At 69.4% G+C, this 21548-nt stretch carries 18 protein-coding genes; 14 read left to right on the forward strand and 4 right to left on the reverse strand.

The annotated features are described in order from the left end of the window. Positions 1–93: 93 nt before the first annotated feature. The 9 genes from IGS68_RS15185 to tnpC all read left to right on the forward strand — a co-directional run bounded on the left by IGS68_RS15185 (position 94) and on the right by tnpC (position 11703). Positions 94–1347, forward strand: coding sequence for an ROK family transcriptional regulator (locus IGS68_RS15185; protein WP_201070545.1), 1254 nt, complete (start codon positions 94–96; stop codon positions 1345–1347). A gap of 62 nt (positions 1348–1409) precedes the next feature. Continuing rightward, positions 1410–2984, forward strand: a complete 1575-nt coding sequence (locus IGS68_RS15190; RefSeq protein ID WP_247880868.1) for a sugar ABC transporter ATP-binding protein — start codon at positions 1410–1412, stop codon at positions 2982–2984. A gap of 49 nt (positions 2985–3033) precedes the next feature. Further along, positions 3034–4050 (forward strand): ABC transporter permease subunit, encoded by a 1017-nt coding sequence (locus tag IGS68_RS15195; protein ID WP_228435369.1) that lies wholly within the window; start codon positions 3034–3036, stop codon positions 4048–4050. 64 nt (positions 4051–4114) lie between these two features. Then, the gene (locus IGS68_RS15200; protein ID WP_201070547.1) at positions 4115–5062 is read left to right on the forward strand and encodes an ABC transporter substrate-binding protein; all 948 of its coding nucleotides are present in this window, start codon (positions 4115–4117) and stop codon (positions 5060–5062) included. A gap of 123 nt (positions 5063–5185) precedes the next feature. Beyond that, positions 5186–6145: a PfkB family carbohydrate kinase gene (locus IGS68_RS15205; RefSeq protein WP_201070549.1), complete on the forward strand. Its 960-nt coding sequence runs from the start codon at positions 5186–5188 to the stop codon at positions 6143–6145. Between the two features lie 39 nt (positions 6146–6184). Beyond that, on the forward strand, positions 6185–7684 hold the full coding sequence (gene zwf / locus IGS68_RS15210) for a glucose-6-phosphate dehydrogenase (protein WP_201070552.1): 1500 nt from the start codon (positions 6185–6187) through the stop codon (positions 7682–7684). 17 nt (positions 7685–7701) lie between these two features. Beyond that, complete coding sequence (gene edd / locus IGS68_RS15215) at positions 7702–9528, forward strand: phosphogluconate dehydratase (protein ID WP_201070555.1); 1827 nt, start codon at positions 7702–7704, stop codon at positions 9526–9528. A gap of 11 nt (positions 9529–9539) precedes the next feature. Beyond that, positions 9540–10166 (forward strand): bifunctional 4-hydroxy-2-oxoglutarate aldolase/2-dehydro-3-deoxy-phosphogluconate aldolase, encoded by a 627-nt coding sequence (gene eda / locus IGS68_RS15220; protein WP_201070557.1) that lies wholly within the window; start codon positions 9540–9542, stop codon positions 10164–10166. A gap of 178 nt (positions 10167–10344) precedes the next feature. Beyond that, positions 10345–11703: an IS66 family transposase gene (gene tnpC / locus IGS68_RS15225; RefSeq protein ID WP_201070572.1), complete on the forward strand. Its 1359-nt coding sequence runs from the start codon at positions 10345–10347 to the stop codon at positions 11701–11703. A 143-nt stretch (positions 11704–11846) separates the two neighbouring features. On the opposite strand, the gene IGS68_RS15230 is transcribed toward tnpC, so the two are convergent. After that, entirely contained in the window at positions 11847–12086 is a 240-nt protein-coding gene (locus tag IGS68_RS15230) for a hypothetical protein (protein WP_201070575.1), read from the reverse strand. Next, positions 12083–12559 (reverse strand): bacterioferritin, encoded by a 477-nt coding sequence (gene bfr / locus IGS68_RS15235; protein WP_201070584.1) that lies wholly within the window; start codon positions 12557–12559, stop codon positions 12083–12085. Before bfr ends, IGS68_RS15230 begins: the two co-directional genes overlap by 4 nt. Before the next feature lie 250 nt (positions 12560–12809). On the opposite strand from bfr, the gene exbB reads away from it, so the two are divergent. Genes exbB through IGS68_RS15250 form a run of 3 tightly spaced genes read left to right on the forward strand, consistent with a single transcriptional unit; the run spans position 12810 to position 15041 of the window. Further along, on the forward strand, positions 12810–13769 hold the full coding sequence (gene exbB / locus IGS68_RS15240; RefSeq protein WP_247880874.1) for a tonB-system energizer ExbB: 960 nt from the start codon (positions 12810–12812) through the stop codon (positions 13767–13769). A gap of 4 nt (positions 13770–13773) precedes the next feature. Continuing rightward, positions 13774–14220, forward strand: coding sequence for a TonB system transport protein ExbD (exbD, locus tag IGS68_RS15245; protein ID WP_201070586.1), 447 nt, complete (start codon positions 13774–13776; stop codon positions 14218–14220). After that, complete coding sequence (locus IGS68_RS15250) at positions 14217–15041, forward strand: energy transducer TonB family protein (RefSeq protein WP_201070588.1); 825 nt, start codon at positions 14217–14219, stop codon at positions 15039–15041. Before exbD ends, IGS68_RS15250 begins: the two co-directional genes overlap by 4 nt. Here IGS68_RS15250 and IGS68_RS15255 read toward each other — a convergent pair. After that, the gene (locus tag IGS68_RS15255) at positions 15033–17252 is read right to left on the reverse strand and encodes an O-linked N-acetylglucosamine transferase, SPINDLY family protein (RefSeq protein WP_201070590.1); all 2220 of its coding nucleotides are present in this window, start codon (positions 17250–17252) and stop codon (positions 15033–15035) included. The genes IGS68_RS15250 and IGS68_RS15255 overlap by 9 nt on opposite strands. A gap of 356 nt (positions 17253–17608) precedes the next feature. Here IGS68_RS15255 and IGS68_RS15260 point away from each other — a divergent pair, with 356 nt between their 5' ends. After that, on the forward strand, positions 17609–18682 hold the full coding sequence (locus IGS68_RS15260; protein WP_201070593.1) for an alpha/beta hydrolase family protein: 1074 nt from the start codon (positions 17609–17611) through the stop codon (positions 18680–18682). A gap of 71 nt (positions 18683–18753) precedes the next feature. Next, complete coding sequence (locus IGS68_RS15265; RefSeq protein ID WP_201070596.1) at positions 18754–19881, forward strand: zinc-dependent alcohol dehydrogenase family protein; 1128 nt, start codon at positions 18754–18756, stop codon at positions 19879–19881. A gap of 74 nt (positions 19882–19955) precedes the next feature. On the opposite strand, the gene serA is transcribed toward IGS68_RS15265, so the two are convergent. After that, a complete protein-coding gene (gene serA / locus IGS68_RS15270) occupies positions 19956–21533 on the reverse strand; it encodes a phosphoglycerate dehydrogenase (RefSeq protein ID WP_201070599.1) in 1578 nt (525 codons plus the stop codon). Positions 21534–21548: the final 15 nt, after the last annotated feature.

Consider the following 21548-nt stretch of genomic DNA (forward strand, 5'->3'; position numbering starts at 1 on the left):
AGACTGAATTATTTATTGACAGGCCAGAGGGAGCATGCAAAAGTTAACTCAAGGTTAAGCGCTCAAGCGCGGCATTCGGGGAGGACGGTTGTGGTGACCAGCGCGTCGAATTCGACCCTTCAGGGTACGCCGTCGAACGGCAACCCCGCGACCGGCCAGGGCAGCAACTCGGTCAATATCCGCCTGTTCAACGAGCGCGTGATCCTGAACGCGCTGCGCCGCCTGGGCCAGGCCTCCAAGGCCGACCTGTCCCGCTATGTCAGCCTGACCAACAATACCGCCGGCGTGATCGTCAAGGAGCTGGAGGAGCGCAAGCTGATCCGCAGCGAGGGCAAGCGTTCCGGCGGCCGGGGCCAGCCGGCCACCCTGCTCTCCCTCGATCCCGACGGGGCCTATGCCATCGGCGTCAAGTTCGGCCGCCGGTCGATCGATACGCTGCTGGTCGATTTCCGCGGCCACGTGCTGGACCGGCGGCACCACGAGCTGGATTTCCCGATGCCGGACGAGGCGGTCGGCCTGGCGCTGCACGACATCGCGGCGCTGCGCAAGGGCGTTCCGCAGGGCGCGTCCGCCCGGATGGCCGGCATCGGCATCGCGACCCCCTACGACATGGGAAGCTGGCGGCGGGAGCTGGACATCGCGTCCGAAGCCTACCGGGTCTGGAACGAGGTCGATATCTCGGCGCGCGTCGCCGCCGAGACCGGGTTGCCGGTCTTCCGGGAAAACGACGGCACGGCGGCGGCGGTCGCCGAGATGTTCCGCGGCCGGGGGCGCGAACTGGACAGCTTCGTCCATGTCTTCGTCGGCGCGGCGGTCGGCGGCGGCATCGTGCTGAACGGCGAATACTACCGGGGGGCGACCGGGTACGGCGGCGACATCGGCCTGATGCCGGTCGGGCGCTCCCGCCTCGCGACCGCGCCGGACCCGGTGCGCAGCCACGACATCCTGCTGACCCGCGCCTCGATCAATTCGCTGATCCGCCATCTGCGCGGCAACGGCGTCGCGATCTCCAGCCGGAGCGAGGTCGAGGAGGCGTTCACCCGCCATCCCGGGCTGGTCGGGGAATGGCTGGAGGACTGCGCCGACGCCCTGGTGGTCCCGCTGCTCTCGGCGGCCCGGCTCCTGGACGTGGAGGCGATCGTCCTGGACGGCGACCTGCCGAAGTCGATCAAGGAGGACCTGCTGGAACGGCTGGTCCCGCTGCTGGACGCGGCGACGCCGGAAGCCCGCAAGCCGCCCCGGCTGCTGCTGGGGATGATCGGGCGGGAGGCTTCCGCCCTGGGTGCCGCGATCCTGCCGCTGCACCTGAACTTCAGCCCGAGCAGGGAAATCCTCGTCAACCAATAGGCCGGTCCCGTCCCCGTCGAGGGACCGGAACAACGGCGACCGTGACTTCACCGGAGGGAACCATGGGTGCGACCGCGCTTGGCCCGCATGCACAGGGCGCGCAGACACAGGATACGCGTCCGCCGACCTTGGAGATGCGCGGCATCTCCAAGACCTTTCCCGGCACCAAGGCGCTGAGCAACGTGGCCCTGAAGGCCTGGGGCGGCGAGATCCTGTCCCTGATGGGCGAGAACGGCGCGGGCAAGAGCACCCTGATGAAGGTGCTGTCCGGCGCCTACCAGGCCGACCCCGGCGGCCAGATCCTGATCGACGGCCAGGCGATCGACATCAGCAACCCGCATGTGGCGCGCGAGCACGGAATCGCGATCATCTATCAGGAGCTCAGCCTGCTGCCGAACCTGAACGTCGCGGAGAACATCTTCTTCGGCCGCGAGCCGTCCAGGCGCGGCCTGATCGACCGGCGCGGCATGAAGGAGAGCTGCCGCGACGTGCTGAAGCGGCTGGGCGCCACCTTCGGCCCCGAGACGGTCGTGGCGACCCTGTCGATTGCCGAGCGCCAGCTGGTCGAGATCGCCCGCGCGCTCCATTCCAAGTCCAAGATCCTGGTGATGGACGAGCCGACGACCACCCTGTCGTCGCGCGAGACCGACCGGCTGTTCGCCCTGATGCGCCAGCTGCGCGACGACGGGTTGGCGATCATCTATATCAGCCACCGCATGGCCGAGGTCTACGAGCTGTCCGACCGGGTGTCGGTACTGCGCGACGGGAGCTATGTCGGCACGCTGGAGAAGGACGACATCTCCGCCGACAAGCTGGTCAAGATGATGGTCGGCCGCGACCTGAGCAGCTTCTACAAGCACGACCACGTCGCCAAGGCCGGCCGCGCCCGGGGCCAGCCGATGCTGGCGGTGGAAGGGATCACCGACGGCGGCAGGCGAGTCCATCCCGCCAGCTTCACGCTCTACGCCGGAGAGGTGCTGGGCCTGGCGGGGCTGGTGGGATCCGGCCGGACAGAGCTGGCCCGGCTGATCTACGGCGCCGATCCCAGGACCGCCGGCATCGTCAGGATCGACGGCAAGGAGGTGAACATCCGGACTCCGAAGGACGCCATCGACGCCGGCCTGACCTACCTGACCGAGGACCGCAAGCACCAGGGCCTGTTCCTGGACATGTCGGTCAAGGACAACATCAATTTCAGCGTGATCGGCCGCGACGCCTTCGGCGGCGGGGTGCTCAACCGCCGCAAGGCGGTGGACCGGGCGAAAAGTTCCATCGCCGAGCTCAAGATCCGCGTCGCCAGCGCGGCGGTCGGCGTCGGCACCCTGTCCGGCGGCAACCAGCAGAAGGTCCTGCTGTCGCGCTGGCTGGAATCCAAGCCGCGCGTGATGATCCTCGACGAGCCCACGCGCGGCGTCGACATCGGCGCCAAGGCCGAGATCTACCGCATCATCGACCAGCTCGCCCAGAGCGGCGTCGCGGTCCTGGTGATCTCCAGCGAACTGCCGGAGATCATGGGCATCTGCGACCGGATCCTGGTGATGCGCGAAGGACATATCGAGGGGCAGGTCGGCGGCGCCGACGGCCCTCCCGTCACCCAGGAAGCCATCATGGCGCTGGCCACCGGCGTCCAGCTCTGAGCGCACCGGCAGAACGCCGGCCTAGAAAAACCCAGGAGGAAGTCTTCCCATGTGTTCGATGAAGACGATGGGCGCCGACACCCAGATCGCCGAGCAGAAGTCGGCCGCGGCGGCAGCCCGCAAGCAGAACCTGCACACCATCATCCAGGTCGTCGGCATGCTGCCGGTGCTGATCCTGATCTGCATCGGGTTCGAGTTCGCCACGGGCAAGTTCCTGAACGCCCGGAACATCTCGATCGTCATGCAGCAGGCGTCGATCAACATCGTGCTGGCGACCGGCCTGACCTTCGTCATCCTGACCGGCGGCATCGACCTGGCGGTCGGCGCGGTGCTGGCGGTGTCCGCCGTCACCGCCGTCTCCATGACGCTGACCGGCATGCCCGACCTGGCGATCCCGCTGGCGCTGCTGGTCGGCCTGTCGCTGGGCGCGGTCAACGGCTGCCTGATCGCCTTCTTCCGCCTGCCCGCCTTCATCGTGACGCTGGGCGCGATGACCGCGGTCCGCGGCCTGTCCCGGCTGGCGGCCAACGACACCACCGTGTTCAACGCCAACCTGCCCTTCGCCTGGATCGGCAACAGCCAGCTGTTCGGCGTGCCCTGGATGGTCGTCATCGCCCTGGCGGTGGTCGCGATCAGCTGGTTCATCCTGCGCCGCACCGTGCTGGGCGTCTGGATCTACGGCGTCGGCGGCAACCCGGACGCGGCCCGGCTGTCGGGCATCAAGGTCTGGGCGGTGCTGCTCTTCGTCTATGCCATGTCGGGCATGCTGGCGGGCCTCGCCGGCGTCATGTCCGCCGCCCGCACCCTGTCGGCCAACGGCGCGCAGCTCGGCATGGGCTACGAACTGGACGCCATCGCCGCGGTCATCCTGGGCGGCACGAGCTTCGTCGGCGGCATCGGCTCGATCTTCGGCACCCTGGTGGGCGCGCTGATCATCGCGGTGCTGTCCAACGGCCTGATCCTGATGAATGTCAGCGAAGTCTGGCAGCTCATCATCAAGGGACTGGTCATCGTCGGCGCGGTCGCGCTGGACCGGTACCGCAACAAGGGGAGCGCCCGCACCTGACACCCGCCTGAGCCCCAGTCACGCCCAACCGCAACCACACAGTTCCCGAACCGGAGGAAACACCATGATCAAGAAGTCATCCCTGCTCGCCGCCACCGCCCTGTTCGCCCTGACCGCCGCCGCCGCGGCGCCGGCCTCGGCCGCCGAACTGAAGTCGGTAGGCATCACCGTCGGCAGCCTGGGCAACCCGTTCTTCGTCCAGATCGCCAAGGGCGCCGAGGCGAAGGCCAAGGAAATCGGCGGCCCGGACACCAACGTGACGGTCGTCTCGTCCGACTACGACCTGAACAAGCAATCGACCCAGATCGACAACTTCATCGCGTCGGGCGTCGACATGGTCCTGGTCAACGCCGCCGACCCGGTCGCGATCGAGCCGGCCATGGTCCGCCTGAAGGCGGCCGGCATCGTCGCGGTCGCGGTGGACGTCAGCGCCAAGGGTGCCGCCGCCACAGTCACCACCGACAACATCGAGGCCGGCGTGAAGGCCTGCGAGTACATCGCGCAGAAGCTGGAGGGCAAGGGCAACGTGGTGATCATGAACGGCCCGCCGGTCTCAGCCGTCATCGACCGGGTCAACGGCTGCAAGGAAGCCCTGGGCAAGTCGCCCGACATCAAGATCCTGTCGGACAACCAGAACGGCAAGGGCTCCCGCGAGGGCGGGCTTGAGATCATGATCGGCCTGCTGACCGCCTTCCCCGACATCGACGCGGTCTTCGCGATCAACGACCCCCAGGCGATCGGCGCCGACCTGGCGGCCAAGCAGCTCAACCGCACCGACCTGATCATCACCTCGGTCGACGGCGCGCCGGACATCGAGGGTGCCCTGAAGCAGGAAGGCAGCCTGATTCAGGCGTCTTCGGCCCAGGACCCCTACGCGATGGCCCAGAAGGCGGTCGAGGTCGGCAACGAGATCCTTCAGGGCAAGCAGCCGGCCCAGGCCACCACGCTGATCCCGGCGGAGCTGATCACCCGCGAGAATGTCGGCCAGTACAAGGGCTGGACGTCGAAGTAAGCGGGCAGCCAAGGGCTTGCCGCGAAACTCTCCCCGCGCCGTCCGCCATCCTCCTCGTGCGGCGCGGGGCTTTTTCCTCACGATCAGTTTCTTCATCGTCAACGTCCAGTCGAAGAGGTCCACATGGCAGACGCGATCTGCATGGGCGAGCTGTTGATCGATTTCGTCCCCGTCACCACGGGCACCGATCTGCTGACGGCCACCGCGTTCCAGAAGGCTCCCGGCGGCGCCCCCGCCAACGTCGCGGTGGGCCTCTCCCGGCTGGGAACCAGCAGCGCGCTGATGGGACGGGCCAGCGAGGACGGCTTCGGCCGCTTCCTGATCAAGACCCTGGAGGACTCCGGCGTCGACGTCAGCCTGATGCGCCGCTCGCGCCGGACCCGCACGCCGCTGGCCTTCGTGTCCCTGGCGGAGGACGCCGAGCGCGAATTCCTGTTCTACGGCGACCCCAGCGCCGGCTTCTGCCCCGAGGACGTCGATTTCTCCGCGATCGCCAAGGCGAAGCTGGTCCATTTCGGCTCGATCGGGCTGATCCCGGAGGCATCCTGCACCGCCACCCTCCAGGCGGTCGACGCCGCTCGGGGCCAAGGGCTGCACGTGTCGTTCGACGCCAACCTGCGGCTCGACCTGTGGCCGACCGCGGACAGTGCCCGGGAAGCCATCCGCGAGGGCATCGAGCGGGCGACCATCGTCAAGCTGAGCGACGACGAGCTGGACTTCCTGACCGGGGCGACGGACCCGGTCGAGGGGGCCCGCAGCCTGATGCACGCCGGGACGGCCCTGATGGTGGTGACGCACGGCCGCCATGGCTGTACCTTCGTGACGCGGGAGGTCGCGGGCAAGGTTTCCAGCTTCAAGGTCGATCCCGTGGACACCACCGGAGCGGGCGATGCTTTCATGGCCGGCCTTCTGACCGGATTGCTCGAACATCCGAACGCACCCCTGACATCGGACCTGCTCCATGCCATGTGCCTTTTCGCGAACGCCGCGGGTGCCCTGGCGACGACGCAGCGAGGCGGGATCCCCGGGCTGCCGCACCGGGCGGACGTGACGGCGCTGGTCGGCAAGGATCCGGCCGGCTAACCCCCGTCCATCAGGATTGACAAGCAAGGAGGCTGAAGGATGACTGCACACACGGCTCCGGTCGAAACCTTCGATTACCTCGTGTTCGGCGGGACCGGCGACCTGGCGCTCCGAAAGCTCCTGCCAGCCCTCTACCTGCGCGACAAGGCCGGCCAGATCACCGCGGAAAGCCGGGTCATGGCGATCTCCCGCAGCCAGCTCGACCTGGCCGAATACAAGGCCAAGGCCGAGGAAGCCCTGCGGCGCCACCTGCATGTGGACGAGTTCGACGAGGCGACTTGGGAGCGGTTCGGCGCGCGGCTGGACTATGTCGCCGCCGACGCGACCTCGACCCATGGGTGGGACGAGCTCCAGACACACCTGAGCGGGCGGGACGACGTCGTCCGGGTCTTCTACCTGGCGACCTCGCCGGAGCTTTTCGGCCCGATATCCGAACGGCTCCAGGCCTTCGGCCTGGTCACCGAGAAATCCCGCGTCGTGCTGGAGAAGCCGATCGGCCGCGACCTGGAATCCGCGAAGCGGATCAACGACGAGGTGGGAAGCGTCTTCGCCGAGGAGCAGATCTACCGGATCGACCATTATCTGGGCAAGGAGACGGTCCAGAACCTGCTGGCGCTGCGCTTCGCCAATTCCCTGTTCGAGCCGGTTTGGGACGCGGGCCATGTGGACCACGTCCAGATCACCGTGGCCGAGACCGTCGGCGTCGAGGGGCGCGGCGGCTACTACGACAATTCGGGCGCGCTCCGCGACATGGTGCAGAACCACCTGATGCAGCTGCTCTGCCTGGTGGGCATGGAGCCGCCGGTCTCGCTCGACCAGGAGGCCGTGCGCGACGAGAAGATCAAGGTGCTCCGGTCGCTCAAGCCCATCGGGGTCGAGAACATCGCGGCCTGCACGGTGCGCGGCCAGTATCGCGCCGGCGCGGTCAACGGGGCGGCGGTCGGTTCCTATGCCGAGGAGGCCGGCGCCTCGTCCGGCGGCAAGCCCAGCAACACGGAGACCTTCGTGGCCCTGAAGGTCGAGATCGAGAACTGGCGCTGGTCGGGCGTACCGTTCTACCTGCGCACCGGCAAGCGCATGCCGGCCAAGGTATCGGAGATCGTCATCCAGTTCCGCCAAGTGCCGCACTCGATCTTCCCGCGGGGTGCCGGGGAGATCACGCCGAACCTGCTGGTCGTCCGGCTTCAGCCGGACGAGAGCATCCGGCTGAACCTGATGGCCAAGGACCCCGGCCCCGGCGGCATGCGCCTGCGCGAGGCGTCGCTGAACCTGAGCTTCGCCGAGACGTTCAAGAGCCGGTTCCCCGACGCCTACGAGCGGCTGCTGATGGACGTGGTCCGGGGCAACCCGACGCTGTTCATGCGCCGCGACGAGGTGGAGGCGGCCTGGCGCTGGACCGAAAGCATCCTGGATGCCTGGGCCGCGCGCGGGGATACCGTCAAGCCCTACATCGCGGGCACCTGGGGTCCCTCCCAGTCCGTTGCCCTGATCGAACGCGACGGCCGGACCTGGCACGATGACGCCATGACCGCCGGCTGAGCCGAAGGAGAGACGAGATGGAGCTGAACCAGACCATCGCCCGCGTCACCGACCGCCTGATCGAGCGCAGCGCCGACCGGCGGGCGGCCTATCTCGCCCGGATCCGAGCCGCGGCCGACAAGGGGCCGACCCGGTCGCGGCTGTCGTGCAGCAACCTGGCGCACGGCTTCGCCGCCTGCGCCCCGTCCGAGAAGCAGGACCTGGCGGAGACGGCCAAGCCGGACATCGCCATCGTCTCCGCCTACAACGACATGCTGTCGGCGCACCAGCCGCTGGAGACATTCCCCGCCATCATCAAGCGCGCGGTCCACGAGAACGGCGGCGTCGCCCAGTTCGCCGGAGGGGTGCCGGCCATGTGCGACGGGGTGACCCAGGGCAACGCCGGGATGGAGCTGTCCCTGTTCAGCCGCGACGTGATCGCCATGGCGACCGCGGTGGCCCTGTCCCACGACATGTTCGACGGCGCGCTGATGCTGGGCGTCTGCGACAAGATCGTGCCGGGCCTGGTGATCGGAGCCCTGTCTTTCGGCCACCTGCCGACCATCATGGTGCCGGCCGGCCCCATGACCTCGGGCCTGCCCAACGCCGAGAAGTCGCGTATCCGCCAGCTCTACGCCGAGGGGAAGGTCGGCCGCGACGCCCTGCTGGACGCGGAGTCCAAGTCCTACCACGGCCCCGGCACCTGCACCTTCTACGGCACGGCCAACAGCAACCAGATGCTGATGGAGATCATGGGCCTCCACCTGCCCGGCGCCGCCTTCGTCAATCCCGGCACGCCGCTGCGCGACGCCCTGACCGCCGCAGCCGGCAAGCGGGTGCTGGAGATCACCGCGCTGGGCAACCAGTACACCCCGGCCGGCGAGGTGGTGGACGAGCGGGCGGTGGTGAACGGCGTGATCGGGCTGCTCGCCACGGGCGGCTCGACCAACCACACGATCCACCTGATCGCCATGGCCCACGCGGCCGGCATCAAACTCACCTGGGAGGATTTCGCCGACCTGTCCGGCGTCGTGCCCCTGCTCGCCAAGGTCTATCCCAACGGCAACGCCGACGTGAACCATTTCCATGCCGCCGGCGGCATGGCCTTCGTGATCCGCGAGCTGCTGGACGCCGGCCTGCTGCACGAGGAGGTGCGGACCGTCGCCGGCGACGGCGGCATGCGCCGCTACGCCGAGGAGCCGACGCTGGAAGGCGAGAAGCTGGCCTGGCGGCCGGGAACCGCCGTGTCGCTGGACGGCAAGGTTCTCGGCACCGTGGAGGCGCCGTTCGCCAAGGACGGCGGCATCAAGGTGCTGGACGGCAATTTCGGCCGCGCGGTGATCAAGACGTCGGCCGTGAAGCCCGAGCACCGCTTCGTCGAAGCCCCCGCACGCGTCTTCACAGACCAGGCCGAGCTCCAGGCCGCCTTCAAGCGCGGCGAGCTCCACCGCGACTTCGTCGCCGTCGTGACCTTCCAGGGTCCCAAGGCCAACGGGATGCCGGAGCTGCACAAGCTGACCCCGCCCCTGGGCGTGCTCCAGGACCTGGGCTTCAAGGTGGCGCTGGTGACCGACGGCCGGATGTCGGGCGCGTCGGGCAAGGTGCCGGCCGCGATCCATGTCACCCCGGAAGCGGCGTCGGGCGGCATGATCGCCCGGATCCGCGACGGCGACAGGGTGCGGCTCGACGCGGAGAACGGTATCCTCGAAGTCCTGTTGGACGCAGAGGAGTTCGCGGCCCGCGAACCCGCGTCGCCCGACCTGACCGGCAACCGCTTCGGCACCGGCCGCGACCTGTTCGGCGCTTTCCGCGCCCTGGTCGGCGGCGCCGAGGACGGCGCGTCGGTCTTCACTACCGCAGCATGAGGAACTGAGTTATGCAGACGATCTCCGCCATCCTGGCGCTCGGCCCCGTCGTCCCCGTACTGACCATCGACGACGTGGAGACCGCGGTCCCGCTCGCCCGCGCCCTGGCGAAGGGCGGCCTGCCCGCGATCGAGGTGACCCTGCGCACGGCGGCCTCGCCCGACGCGATCAGGGCCATCGCCGCGGAGGTCCCCGAGGCCACCGTCGGCGCCGGCACGATCCTGACCCCGAAGCATTATGAGGCGGCGGTCGATGCCGGCGCGCGCTTCATCGTCAGCCCGGGCTGCACGCCGGACCTGGTCCGGGCCGCGACCGAGTCGGAGGTTCCGTTCCTGCCGGGTGCGGCGACCGCTTCGGAGGTCATGACGCTGATGGGCGCCAACTTCACGCACATGAAGTTCTTCCCGGCGGGACCCGCCGGCGGCGTCAAGATGCTGGCGGCCCTGGCGGCCCCCCTGCCCGCCGTGCGCTTCTGCCCGACCGGAGGCGTCACGCTGGAGAACGCGCCCGACTACCTGGCCCTGCCGAACGTCGCCTGCGTCGGCGGCTCCTGGGTGGCACCGGCGGATGCGGTCAAGGCGCGCGACTGGGGCAGGATCGAGGAACTGGCCCGCGCCGCGGCGGCGTTGCGGAAGTAACGATGCCACAGGGAAAGTGTGAGCGGATGGCCCAACCGAAGCAGCGTTTGTAAGGCCGATGCTCTAAGATTGTAAGGGAAACCGGGGTCAGACCACCATTTCGCCGGAAGATGGGTAATTGCTCACGGGGTTGGCGAAAAGGGTTGCGCTGCGGCCTAGAATATGAGTCCACTTCGGGATGGAGAAACCGCCGCGCTATCGCCTGAGTGAGGCTGAGAAGGACGCCCTGCTGGTCGAGCAGGCGGCACTGATCGAGCGTCTGGCGGCGCGGGTCGCCGAACTGGAAGCGCTGGTCGGGAAGCCGCGGAAGACGTCGGCCAATTCGCACATTCCGCCGTCGCAGGACGGCCCTGGCGGTGCGTCGCGCAAGGCGGACGCCAAGCGCCGGCGCAAGCCGCGGCCGTCGCGGCCCGGAGTGTCGCGCCCGCTGGCCGACGATCCGGACCGGACCGAGCGCCGCCTAGCCGAGTGCTGTCCGCATTGCGGGACGGCGGTGCCCGAGGCCGCCCAGCGGTGCCGGCACCGCTACGACCACATCGACCTTCCGGTGATCCGCCCGGTGGTGACGCGGGTCGAGCTGTTCGGCGGCCGGTGCGGCGATTGCGGGCGGCGCTACCGGGCCGCCCCGCCCGCCGCCATGCCGCCGGGCACCCCTTTCGGGCCGGGCATCCGGGCGCTGCTGGCCTATCTGCACCACAGCCATCATGTCGGCTTCGAGCGGCTGTCGCGGATGCTGGAGGAGTTGTTCGGACTGACGATCTCCGAGGGGGCCATCGCCAATGCGTTGCGCCGCATGGGGGTGGCGTTCGACACGGCCTGCGCGGCGATCAAGGCCAAACTCCTGGGCGCCCCGGTGATCGCCTCGGACGAGACCACGACGCGGGTCAACGGCGTGACCCACTGGCAGTGGGTATTCCATTCCGGGCAAGCCGTGCTGCACACCATCGCGCCGGGCCGGGGCCGGGCGGTGCCCGCCGGGATCCTGGGCGGGCATAGGCCCGAAGTGTGGATCTCCGACCGCTACGCCGGGCAGCAGGAACTGGGACGGGTCCACCAAGTCTGCCTGGCCCACGTTCTCAGGGACGTGCAGTACGCCATCGACTGCGGCGACACCGTGGTCGCGCCGAAGATCCGCGATCATCTACGCTGGGCCATCCGCGTCGGCAAACGAAGACCGGGCCTGAAGGACAGTACGCTGGCCGCCTACGCCGCCAAAGCCGAGCGGGACCTCGATGCCCTGGTCGGCGTCCCCGCCGCCCATCCGGCCGGACGCGAGCTGCAGCGCCTGGTCAAGGCCTGGCGGGGCAAGTTCTTCGTCTTCCTCGCCGACCGCCGCGTGCCGCCGACCAACAACGGCAGCGAGCAGGAAATCCGCCCGTCCGTGGTCTTCCGCAAGGTCACCAACGGCTTCCGATCCGACTGGGGACCGGACATCCACGCAGGCTATCGCTCCGTGATCGGAACGGCCCGCCGGCAAGGTCAATCCGCCTGGACCGCCATCCGCGACCTCATTGGCGGAACCTTCGCCGTCGCCTGACGGCTCACGATCCGCCAACCCCGTGAGCAATTACGAAGATGGGCATTCGGAAGGCTTTGTGCGAAATGGTGGTCTGACCCCGGTTTCCCGCCGCCGCGAACACCTCGCCACAATACAGTTGCGCTGCGCGCCCTACCGCCCGATCATGGATCGTTCGAGCACTTTTCTTCTATTTGCGCACGCTCAGCCGCTTGCAGGATATGCTGCCGCAACTCTGCATACATGCGATTGATTTCCCCTACGGCTTCCTGCACGATCGCATGGATACTTTGCGCGAGGTCACTCTTTGGATAGTCAGGGTCGGGATGAGACGTGACGGTCCCGCTGGTAAGTTCAAGTCCACCCTGATCTTGAGCTTTGTCCCGCTCTCTGTCGAGCGTCACGACCCCTTGAACATCTGCTCCTGCTTGTAGTTCTCCCGGCCAACGCCGTCGATCAGGCGGAGCTGGTGGGTCAGCCAGTCGATGTGCTCCTCGGTATCGGTGAGGATGTCGGTGAAGAGCTCGCGGGTGATGAAATCCCGGATCTGCTCGGTGAGCTCGATCGCTTCCAGCAGGGATTCCCGCCCGTTTTGCTCGGTTTCCATCTCCAGCTCGACCATCTCGGGCACATCGTTCCCGGTCTTGATCTTGTTGAGGTCCTGGAGATTGGGCATGCCTTCCAGGAACAGGATGCGCTCGATCAGCCGGTCGGCATGCTTCATCTTGGAGATGGATTCCTGGTAGCTGTGGTCCGCCAGGCGCTCCAGGCCCCAGTCCTTGAGCATGCGGGCGTGCAGGAAATACTGGTTCACCGCGGTCAGCTTGCCCGTCAGGATCTTGTTCAGGTGGCGAATAGCGGCGGGATCGCCCTTCATCTACAGTCTCTTTCCCCATGCGGGCCGGTAACGGAATCGTCACGCCCATCATCGGGTTCCAACCCCTACTTGTCGATATGGTTTCAGTCCGCCGGCTCAGATTGTGCGCTTGCGCCGATCGCACCGTCCGCCCGGCCACACCATTATTAGGCATGCAAATGACTCGCAAAATCATTTGCATGCCTGGGCGGTGTCGCCTATGGATGAATCACCAACACAACTTTCCGGGACCCCATTCGGGGAACGAAGCATGACGAGACCCCGCGCCTTACGCTGGCTGACCCTCACGATCGTATCGCTGATGTGCCTTTCCACGGCCGCGCTGGGTCAGGTCCCGAGTTCGGAGGCGCCGCCGGCGGCACAGGAACAGCCGGTGCAAGGGCAGCCGACACAGGAAGTCCCGGACACCCCGCCCCCCGTCGCGGCTGAAGATACGGCGGAACCCGCTCCCTTGGAGCCCGCCGAGACCGACCCCGCCGCGGGGGAGCCCGTCGGGATGGAAGAAGCCGCGCCGCTTCCCGCAGCCCACGACCTGTCGCCGTGGGGCATGTTCATGGCGGCCGACATCGTCGTGAAATCGGTCATGGTCGGGCTTGCGCTCGCATCGGTGCTGACCTGGACCGTGCTGGTCGCCAAGGCGATCGAGCTGGGCGCCGCCAAGCGGCGGGTCGCCCGGGCGCTCGGCGCGATCGGGTCGGCGCGTTCGCTGGCCGAGGCCGCCGAGCACAGCCGCCCGGCCTACGGCCCGGTCCACGGCTTCGTCAGGGCCGCGGTCGCGGAGCACGACCTGTGGTTCGCCGGGATGGACAAGGGAGGGCTGCGGGACCGGATCGCGTCGCGTCTGGAGCGCCTGGTCGCCTCGTCCAGCCGGCGCATGACGAAGGGCACCGGCATCCTCGCCACCATCGGATCGACGGCCCCGTTCGTCGGGCTGTTCGGCACGGTCTGGGGCATCATGAACAGCTTCATCGGTATTTCGGAGGCGCAGACGACCAACCTGGCCGTCGTGGCGCCGGGCATCGCCGAGGCATTGCTCGCCACCGCCATGGGGCTGGTCGCCGCCATCCCGGCGGTCGTGATCTATAACGCCTTCGCCCGCGGCATCGCCGGCTACAAGGCCCTGCTGATGGATGCGGCGGCGGAACTCCAGCGCCTCGCGTCGCGTGACGTGGACCGTGCGATGGTTTCCCTGCGCAAGGCGGCGGAGTAGCACCATGGCAGCCAAGCTGGACCAGGGCGACGACGACCTGGACGAAACCCACGAGATCAACGTCACGCCGTTCATCGACGTTATCCTCGTCCTGCTGATCATCTTCATGGTCGCGGCGCCGCTGGCGACGGTCGATGTCCCGGTGGACCTGCCCTCCTCCACCGCCAAGCCGCAGCCCAAGCCCGACAAGCCGCTCTATCTTACGGTCCAGGCCGACCTGTCCCTGGTCATCGGGGACGAGGCGCTGGGCGGCGCGCCGCTGGCCCCGGCGCTGGATCGGGCGACCGGCAGCGACCGCGAGCAGCGAATCTTCCTGCGGGCCGACCGGACGGTGGACTATGGCGACCTGATGTCCGTCATGAACGACCTGCGCGCCGCCGGATACCTCAAGATCGCGCTCGTCGGCCTCGAAGGCATGGCCCCGACCGATCCTGCCGCCGCCCGACCATGAGTTCCGATGTCCTGCGCTGGGGCCTGAGCGCCGGCTTCGTGCTGGCGGTCCACGCCGGCATATTGGCCAGCGTGCTCGCCCTGGACACCCCTCCTCCCCCGGCGGAGGTCGCCGGTCCCATCCTGATCGACCTGCCGCCCGAACCGCCCCCGCCGGAACCCGCCGTCGAGCAGCCGGCGCCCGAGCCGCCCCCGCCCCCACCGGAACCGCCTCCACCGGAGCCGCCCCCGCCGGAGCCCCCTCCCCCCGAGCCGCCCCCGCCGGAGCCGGAGCCGATCCCGGAGCCTCCGCCGCCGGAGCCGCCCCCCGAGGAGGAACCGCCGCCCCAGGTCGAGCCGGAAGTGGCATTGCCGGAAATCACGCCGCCCAAGCCGCCCCGGCAGAAGCCGCCGCCGCCGCGCCCCAGGCCGGTCGAGCAGCCGCGCCCGCCCGAGCCGGCGCCGCCGGCCCCAGCACCTCCGCCGCCCGCTCCCGCCCCGGTCGCGGAAGCCGAACCGGCACCGGCGAGGCCGCGGGCCGTGGCGCAGTCCTCGGTCATGCCGAGCTTCCAGCAGCGGCTGCTCCAGCATCTGAACCGGCACAAGCGCTATCCGCAGTCCTCCCAGCGGATGCGCCAGCAGGGGACGGCGCTGCTGCGGTTCACCATGGACGCCGAGGGTACCGTGCTGTCGTACCGGCTGGAGAAAAGCTCCGGCTACGACGCCCTGGACGAGGAGGTGCTGGAGATGATCCGGCGCGCCCAGCCCCTGCCGAAGATCCCGGCCGATCTGGACCGGACCTCCCTGGAACTGGTCGTCCCGGTGCAGTTCGCGCTACGCTGAACCCCGTTCCAGCACCGACTCCAGCGCCCGCACGGCGCTGGAGTCGTGGAACGCCCCGGGAGCGGCGCGGCGCAGGGCCTGGCGGAGATCGGCGCGGTGGCGGCGGTCGCGTCCCAGGCGGACCGCGATCTCGACATAGCCGTCACGGCACGGGGCGATCGTCTCCCGGATGCCGGTCATCTCCAGGATGCCGGCGGAATGGCGCTGGCGCATGAGCCCGCCGGGCAGCGTGACGATGGGCAGGCCGTGGGTCAGGGCCTCCAGCGTCGTGTTGTGTCCGGACCAGGAGGGATTGTCGAGGAAGATGTCGGTCAGCCCTGCCACGGCGTGGAAGCGGGCATGGTCCATCTGGGGCAGGAAGCGGCAGTGGCGGCCGGCATCGAGCCCGGCCCGCGCGAAGGCGGCCGCGAGGCGCCGGCGGAAGGTGAGCGCCACGCGCGGCGCCGGCATGTAGTCGATGAAGAGGAACAGCGCGTCCGGCAGGCGCGCCGCGATCCGGACAAACAGGTCGTCGTCGCACGGCAGGTACTTGAAGAGGGACTGGCAGCACCAGAAGACCGGCGAGTCCTCCGGCAATCCCAGGTCGGCGCGGCTGAGCGGCACCGCCGGCGGGTCGAGCGGGCGGTATGCGTAGCCCAGGTTCGGCAGGGGTACGAGCGTCTCGCGGTAGTGGGCCTGCGCCCCCGGCGGCTCCATCAGGGCGGAGCTGAGATACAGGTCCATGGTCGGCAGGCCGGTCGTCACGGGATGGCCGGTGGACATGGCCTGGACGGGAGCCAGGCGGAGCGCCGCCAGCCGTGCGGCCATCGGGTCCATGCCGACGTCGCCGAAGACCAGTGCGTCCAGGTCGTCGCGCCGGATCGCCTCGGCCCAGGAGCGGACCCCGCCCATCCCCCGGCGGAACGCCTGCGAGAGCGACTCGAACCGGGTCGTCTCGTCGTCGGACGCCGGACCGGTGTGATAGCAGAACAGGGCGACCCGTTCGGGATCGAACGCGTCCGCCCAGCCGCGCAGAGACACGTTCACGGCGGAATGCCTGCCGATATGGCCGGCGACGAACCCGACCCTGAGAGGCCCGCCGTTCCTGACCCGGGGCGTCAGCGGCCGGGAGAATTCCGGATAGCCCGAGGCCATCAGGCCGGAGACGAGGTCGCCGTAGAGGGCCTGGAGGGTCAGGTCGCAGCGGCCCTGGTAGGCCAGGTAGAAGGGCTGGCTTTCGCCCACCGCCGCCGCGGCAGCCGCCCGTTCGGCCACCGGGGCGGCGGCGTAATGGTCCGTCAGCTGAGCCAGGCGGGTGGCATAGGCCTCCCGTGCGCGGTCGACTTCGTCCATGTCCCGGTAGATGATCGGCAGTTCGGCGAAGCAGCGGCGGAACCGGGCGGATGCGTCGGAACGGTCGATCGCCAGGGCGCGGTCGAAGCATTTCCGGGCCTCGCCGTGCCGGGCCAATTGCTGGAGCGCCGCGCCGAGCGTGAGATGGGCTCCGCCGTGGGCCGGGTCGATCGAGAGGGCGCTCCGGTAGCGGGAGGCGGCCGCGGCGGCACGGCCGGCGGCAAGCTCCCCGTTGCCGAGCAGCAGATGCGCCTCCGTCAGCTCGGGGTCCAGGGTCAGGGCGGCGCGGCAGAGGCCGGCGGCATCCTCGGCCGCCCCTTCCTCCCGAAGCAGCGCGGATGCCGCCAGCATCGTACCGGTATGGTCCGGCCACCGGCGAAGCACCGCGCCGTAGCAGTCCGCCGCCCCCGCCCTGTCGCCGGTCCGCTTCAGCAGGTTGCCCAGGTTCAGGCCGAGGCCGGCGTGGTCGGGGGAATGCGCAAGCGCACTCCGGTACGTGGCGATGGCGGACGGGAAGTCGCCCAGGTCCGCCAGGGCGCCGGCGAGCACCAGCGCCGCGTCGGCATCGCCGGGGCGCGAGGCGACGACGGGGGCGATCACGTCGCGGGCTTCCGCGGGGCGGCGCAGGTCCGCCAGGAGCGCCGCCCGGTTGAGCGCCACCGTCGGATGCCCCGGCAACAGGCGGCAGGCCTGCTCCAGCGCTGCCAGCGCCCCGGACCGGTCGCCCGTCCGCCGGAGCGCCGCCGCGATGTTGTTGTAGAGCGTGAAGTCGTCCGGACGCTCGGCGATGGCGCGGCGGTAGAGCGCGGCGGCCTCCGCCGGGCGCCCGGCGGCCATCAGGGACCGGGCGTCTTCATCTGTCGCGGCAGGTTCGGACATGATGCCATCCGGGGACGAAGCGGGTAAGAGGCTGAGCCTTGGGGAGCGACCCTAGCGCCCCGTCCGGTTGCGGGACAACACAAACCGGCGGGACAAACCGGCGGGACAAACCGTCGGGACGCCCGCCGACGCTTCGTGCGGCTGAACGATTGCGGTGCTAACCGTTTTTTCACCAGGCCTGCCCGACCCTGGAGCGGAGCATTAACCATGGGAATCGGGTTGCGGCGATGGAACGGGTTCGGGACCGGCTGGGGCGGGCTTCGACGGGCGTTTTGACGGGACTGGCGATCGGGCTTGCGGTCTTGCTGCCCGCGCCCGCGCCCGCCGCTGCCGCGTCACCGGCGGCAAAGCCGGCCATGTGGGTGGAGCCGGCCGTTCCGGAGCAGGCTCCGCTGGGGCCTGAACGGGCCGCGGGTGCCATCGTCTGGGCCCATGGCCTGTCGCTTCACGACGAGGATTCGCGCGCGCCGACGCCGCCCTACATCCGCGCCCTGGCCGAACAGGGCTGGGACACCTTCAGGCTGAACCGGCTGCGCCAGGCCGACAGCCTGGACGGAACGGGAGCCCGGCTGGCCAAGGCCGCCCGCGACCTGCGCGCCCAGGGCTATGCGCGAATCGGGCTCGCCGGCCAGAGCTTCGGCGCCTTCGCCGCCCTGGCGGCGGTCGCCGAGGACGGCGTCGCCGACGCGGTGATCGCCACCGCCCCGGCCGCCTACGGCAGCTTCACCGATTCGTTCGGGACGTGGCGGGCAAACGCGACCGAGCTTTACCGTCTGCTGCGGCAGGTCGGGACGACGCCGCTGATGACGGTCTTCTTCCACGGCGACGGCTACGACCCCGGCGGACGCGGGGACATGACGCGGGCGATCCGGGGAAACCGGCCCGTCCGGGACCTGATCATCGACCAGCCGGCCGACCTGATCGGCCATTCCGCCGCCGCGAGCGGGCTGTTCGCCCGCCGGTTCGCCGGCTGCATCGGCCGCTTCGTCGCGGGGCTGATCCGCACGCCGGCCGACGAGGCCGATTGCGAGACGTCCTGGGGACGCCGGCCGAGCGCCGACCTGGGAAGCGCCGGCGGCGCCCCGCGGTTCGGATCGACTCTGGCGTCGGTGAAGCCGTCGGTCGCGGCCGGCTTGGCCGGCTCCTGGTATGGATTCTACCGGAACGGCCGCGAGGTGATGCTGAACATCGAGCAGGTCGAGGGCGACCGCGTCGTTGCCAGCTACCTGCTGGGCTCCGGCCTGATGGCGCAGGAGCGGGCGGAATCGTCGCGCCGCGAGGGTTCCTTCGCGGGCGGCGAGCTGGTGTTCGACGAACCCGCGCTGAACCAGCTCCGCTTCCGGCTGCGCCCCGACGGGGCCCTGGCCGGGTCCTGGCAGGCCCGGGACGGCAGCGCCACCCTCGACACGGTGCTGCGCCGGATGCCCTGAATTTTCCGCCCGTGCGGCCGGCGGAATGCGCTATTCATGAGGTAAGGAGACCAATAGCCGAGGGGGAAGCGATGAGGGCCAAGGCCGCCGTACTGCACGAGATCGGGCTTCCCAGGCCGTATGCGGACAGCAGGCCGCTGCATATCGAGGAGGTCGAGCTGGCACCTCCCGGCCGCGGCGAGATGCTGGTCCGGATCAAGGCCGCCGGCCTGTGCCATTCCGACCTTTCCGTCATCAACGGCGACCGGCCCCGGCCGATGCCCATGGCGCTGGGGCACGAGGCGGCCGGCATCGTCGAGCAGATCGGCGACGGGGTCGAGGAGTTCCGGCCGGGCGACCACGTCGCGCTGGTCTTCGTGCCGAGCTGCGGGCTGTGCGGCCCCTGCTCCGAGGGTCGGCCGGCCCTGTGCGAGCCCGGTGCCGCGGCCAACGGTGCCGGCACGCTGCTGGGCGGCGGCATGCGGATCACCGGTCCGCAGGGCCAGCCGATCCACCATCATGTGGGTGTCTCGGCCTTCGCGGAATTCGCCGTGGTCTCCGCCCGGTCCGCCGTGAAGATCGACGACACCATCCCGTTCGACGAGGCGGCGCTGTTCGGCTGCGCCGTGCTGACCGGCGTCGGCGCGGTGGTCAACACGGCCAAGGTCTTCGCCGGCGCCAGCGTGGCGGTGATCGGTCTGGGCGGCGTCGGGCTGAACGCCATGCTGGGCTGCATCATGGCCGGGGCCGACCGGGTCGTCGCCATCGACATGATCGACCGCAAGCTGGACCTGGCGCGGCAGCTGGGGGCGACCGACGTCTTCAACGCCGGGACGCCCGACGTGGAGACCCGGATCAAACAGGCGACCGGCGGCGGGGTGGATTACGCCTTCGAGATGGCGGGCTCGGCCCCGGCGCTGGAGATGGCCTATCGGATCACCCGGCGCGGCGGCACGACGGTATCCTCCGGCCTCGCCAACCCCGCCAAGATGATGTCGATCCCGGCGGTCTCGCTGGTCGCGGAGGAGCGGACGCTGAAGGGAAGCTACCTGGGCGGCGGCGTGCCCAAGCGCGACATTCCCCGCTACATCCGGATGTTCAAGAAGGGCAAGCTGCCGGTGGACGCCCTGATGAGCGAGCGGATCCGGCTAGACGAGATCAACGAGGCATTCGACAAGCTGGCGGACGGCACCGCCGTGCGCCAGCTCGTGATGTTCTGAACGGGTGCGGAGGGTGCGCGTGCCGCCGCCCATCGGTGCGCGGGACGCGCACCCTCCGCCCTGTTCGCTTTCCGTCAGAAACTCAGCGCCTTGGCCCGGACGACGCTCGGCAGGGTGCCGATCCTGTGAAGAAGCTCGTCGCTGATCTGCTGGTCGACCGACACCAGGGCGATCGCGTTCTCCCCCGGGGCGGTCCGGCCCAGGTGGAAGGTCGCGACGTTGACGCCGGCCGAGCCCAGCGTGGTGCCGAGATGGCCGATGAAGCCGGGCTTGTCCTCGTTGCGGATGAACAGCATGTGGCTGGACACCTCGGCCTCGATCGGCACTTCCTCGATGCCGACGATCCGGGGCTTCTCGCCGCCGAACAGGGTGCCGGTCAGGGACCGGCTGCGCTGCTCGGTATGGACGATCACGCGCATCAGGGTCTGGTAGTCGCTGGCCCGTTCGCGCTTGGTCTCCGCGATCTCGATGTCGCGCTCGCGCGCGATCACCGGGGCGTTGACCATGTTGACGCTGTCCAGCAGCGGCTTCAGCAGGCCCATCAGGACGAGGGCGGTCAGCGGCCGGGTGTTCAACTCGGCGACGTGCCCCTCGTACTCCACCGTGACGCCCTTCAGGCCGCTCTCGGTGATCTGGCCGGCGAAGCTGCCGAGCTGTTCGGCCAGCTGCATGTAGGGCCGCAGCTTCGGCGCATCCTCCGCCGAGACGGACGGCATGTTGAGCGCGTTGACCACGGCGCCGGAGACGAGATAGTCCGCCATCTGCTCCGCCACCTGGAGCGCCACGTTCTCCTGCGCCTCGGTGGTGCTGGCGCCCAGGTGCGGCGTGCAGATCACCTGCTCCATGCCGAACAGCGGGTTCTCCTTGGCCGGCTCGGCCGCGAACACGTCGAGGGCGGCGCCCGCTACGTGACCGCTCTCGATCGCCGCCTTCAGGTCCGCCTCGATGATCAGGCCACCGCGCGCGCAGTTGATGATGCGGACGCCTTTCCGGCACTTCGCCAGCGACTCGGCGTTGAGCAGGTTGCGGGTGCCGTCGGTCAGCGGCGTGTGCAGGGTGATGAAGTCGGCGCGGGCCAGCAACTCGTCCAGTTCCACCTTCTCCACGCCCAGGTCGACCGCCCGCTCGTGGCTGAGGAACGGGTCGTAGGCCACGACGCGCATCTTCAGCCCCAGCGCCCGGTCGGCGACGATCGAGCCGATATTGCCGCAGCCGACCACGCCCAGCACCTTGGCCGTCAGCTCGACGCCCATGAAGCGGTTCTTCTCCCACTTGCCGGCGTGGGTCGAGGCGTTGGCGGCCGGGATCTCCCGGGCCAGCGCGAACATCATGGCGATGGCGTGCTCGGCCGTGGTGATGGAGTTGCCGAACGGCGTATTCATCACGACCACGCCGCGGGCGGTCGCGGCCGGGATGTCCACGTTGTCCACGCCGATGCCGGCCCGACCGACCACCTTCAGGCTGGACGCGGCGGACAGGATGTCCTTCGTCACCTTGGTGGCGGAGCGGATCGCGAGGCCGTCGTAGCCGCCGATGATCTCCTTCAGCTCGTCGGGCTTGAGGCCGGTCTTGACGTCCACCTCGACGCCGCGCTCGCGGAAGATCTCGACCGCGCGCGGGCTCAGGCTGTCCGAAATGAGGACCTTGGGCATTCCAGTACCTTCCTT

This window comes from Skermanella sp. TT6 (genome assembly GCF_016653635.2).
GTDB classification, from domain to species: Bacteria; Pseudomonadota; Alphaproteobacteria; order Azospirillales; family Azospirillaceae; genus Skermanella; species Skermanella cutis.

Excerpts from the sequence above, each read along its gene's own strand:
- IGS68_RS15190 (WP_247880868.1), top strand. The coding sequence starts at position 1,410 with ATGGGTGCGACCGCGCTTGGCCCGCATGCACAGGGCGCGCAGACACAG.
- IGS68_RS15195 (WP_228435369.1), top strand. The coding sequence starts at position 3,034 with ATGTGTTCGATGAAGACGATGGGCGCCGACACCCAGATCGCCGAGCAG.
- IGS68_RS15200 (WP_201070547.1), top strand. The coding sequence starts at position 4,115 with ATGATCAAGAAGTCATCCCTGCTCGCCGCCACCGCCCTGTTCGCCCTG.
- IGS68_RS15205 (WP_201070549.1), top strand. The coding sequence starts at position 5,186 with ATGGCAGACGCGATCTGCATGGGCGAGCTGTTGATCGATTTCGTCCCC.
- zwf (WP_201070552.1), top strand. The coding sequence starts at position 6,185 with ATGACTGCACACACGGCTCCGGTCGAAACCTTCGATTACCTCGTGTTC.
- edd (WP_201070555.1), top strand. The coding sequence starts at position 7,702 with ATGGAGCTGAACCAGACCATCGCCCGCGTCACCGACCGCCTGATCGAG.
- eda (WP_201070557.1), top strand. The coding sequence starts at position 9,540 with ATGCAGACGATCTCCGCCATCCTGGCGCTCGGCCCCGTCGTCCCCGTA.
- tnpC (WP_201070572.1), top strand. The coding sequence starts at position 10,345 with ATGGAGAAACCGCCGCGCTATCGCCTGAGTGAGGCTGAGAAGGACGCC.
- bfr (WP_201070584.1), bottom strand. The coding sequence starts at position 12,559 with ATGAAGGGCGATCCCGCCGCTATTCGCCACCTGAACAAGATCCTGACG.
- exbB (WP_247880874.1), top strand. The coding sequence starts at position 12,810 with ATGACGAGACCCCGCGCCTTACGCTGGCTGACCCTCACGATCGTATCG.
- exbD (WP_201070586.1), top strand. The coding sequence starts at position 13,774 with ATGGCAGCCAAGCTGGACCAGGGCGACGACGACCTGGACGAAACCCAC.
- IGS68_RS15250 (WP_201070588.1), top strand. The coding sequence starts at position 14,217 with ATGAGTTCCGATGTCCTGCGCTGGGGCCTGAGCGCCGGCTTCGTGCTG.
- IGS68_RS15255 (WP_201070590.1), bottom strand. The coding sequence starts at position 17,252 with ATGTCCGAACCTGCCGCGACAGATGAAGACGCCCGGTCCCTGATGGCC.
- IGS68_RS15260 (WP_201070593.1), top strand. The coding sequence starts at position 17,609 with ATGTGGGTGGAGCCGGCCGTTCCGGAGCAGGCTCCGCTGGGGCCTGAA.
- IGS68_RS15265 (WP_201070596.1), top strand. The coding sequence starts at position 18,754 with ATGAGGGCCAAGGCCGCCGTACTGCACGAGATCGGGCTTCCCAGGCCG.
- serA (WP_201070599.1), bottom strand. The coding sequence starts at position 21,533 with ATGCCCAAGGTCCTCATTTCGGACAGCCTGAGCCCGCGCGCGGTCGAG.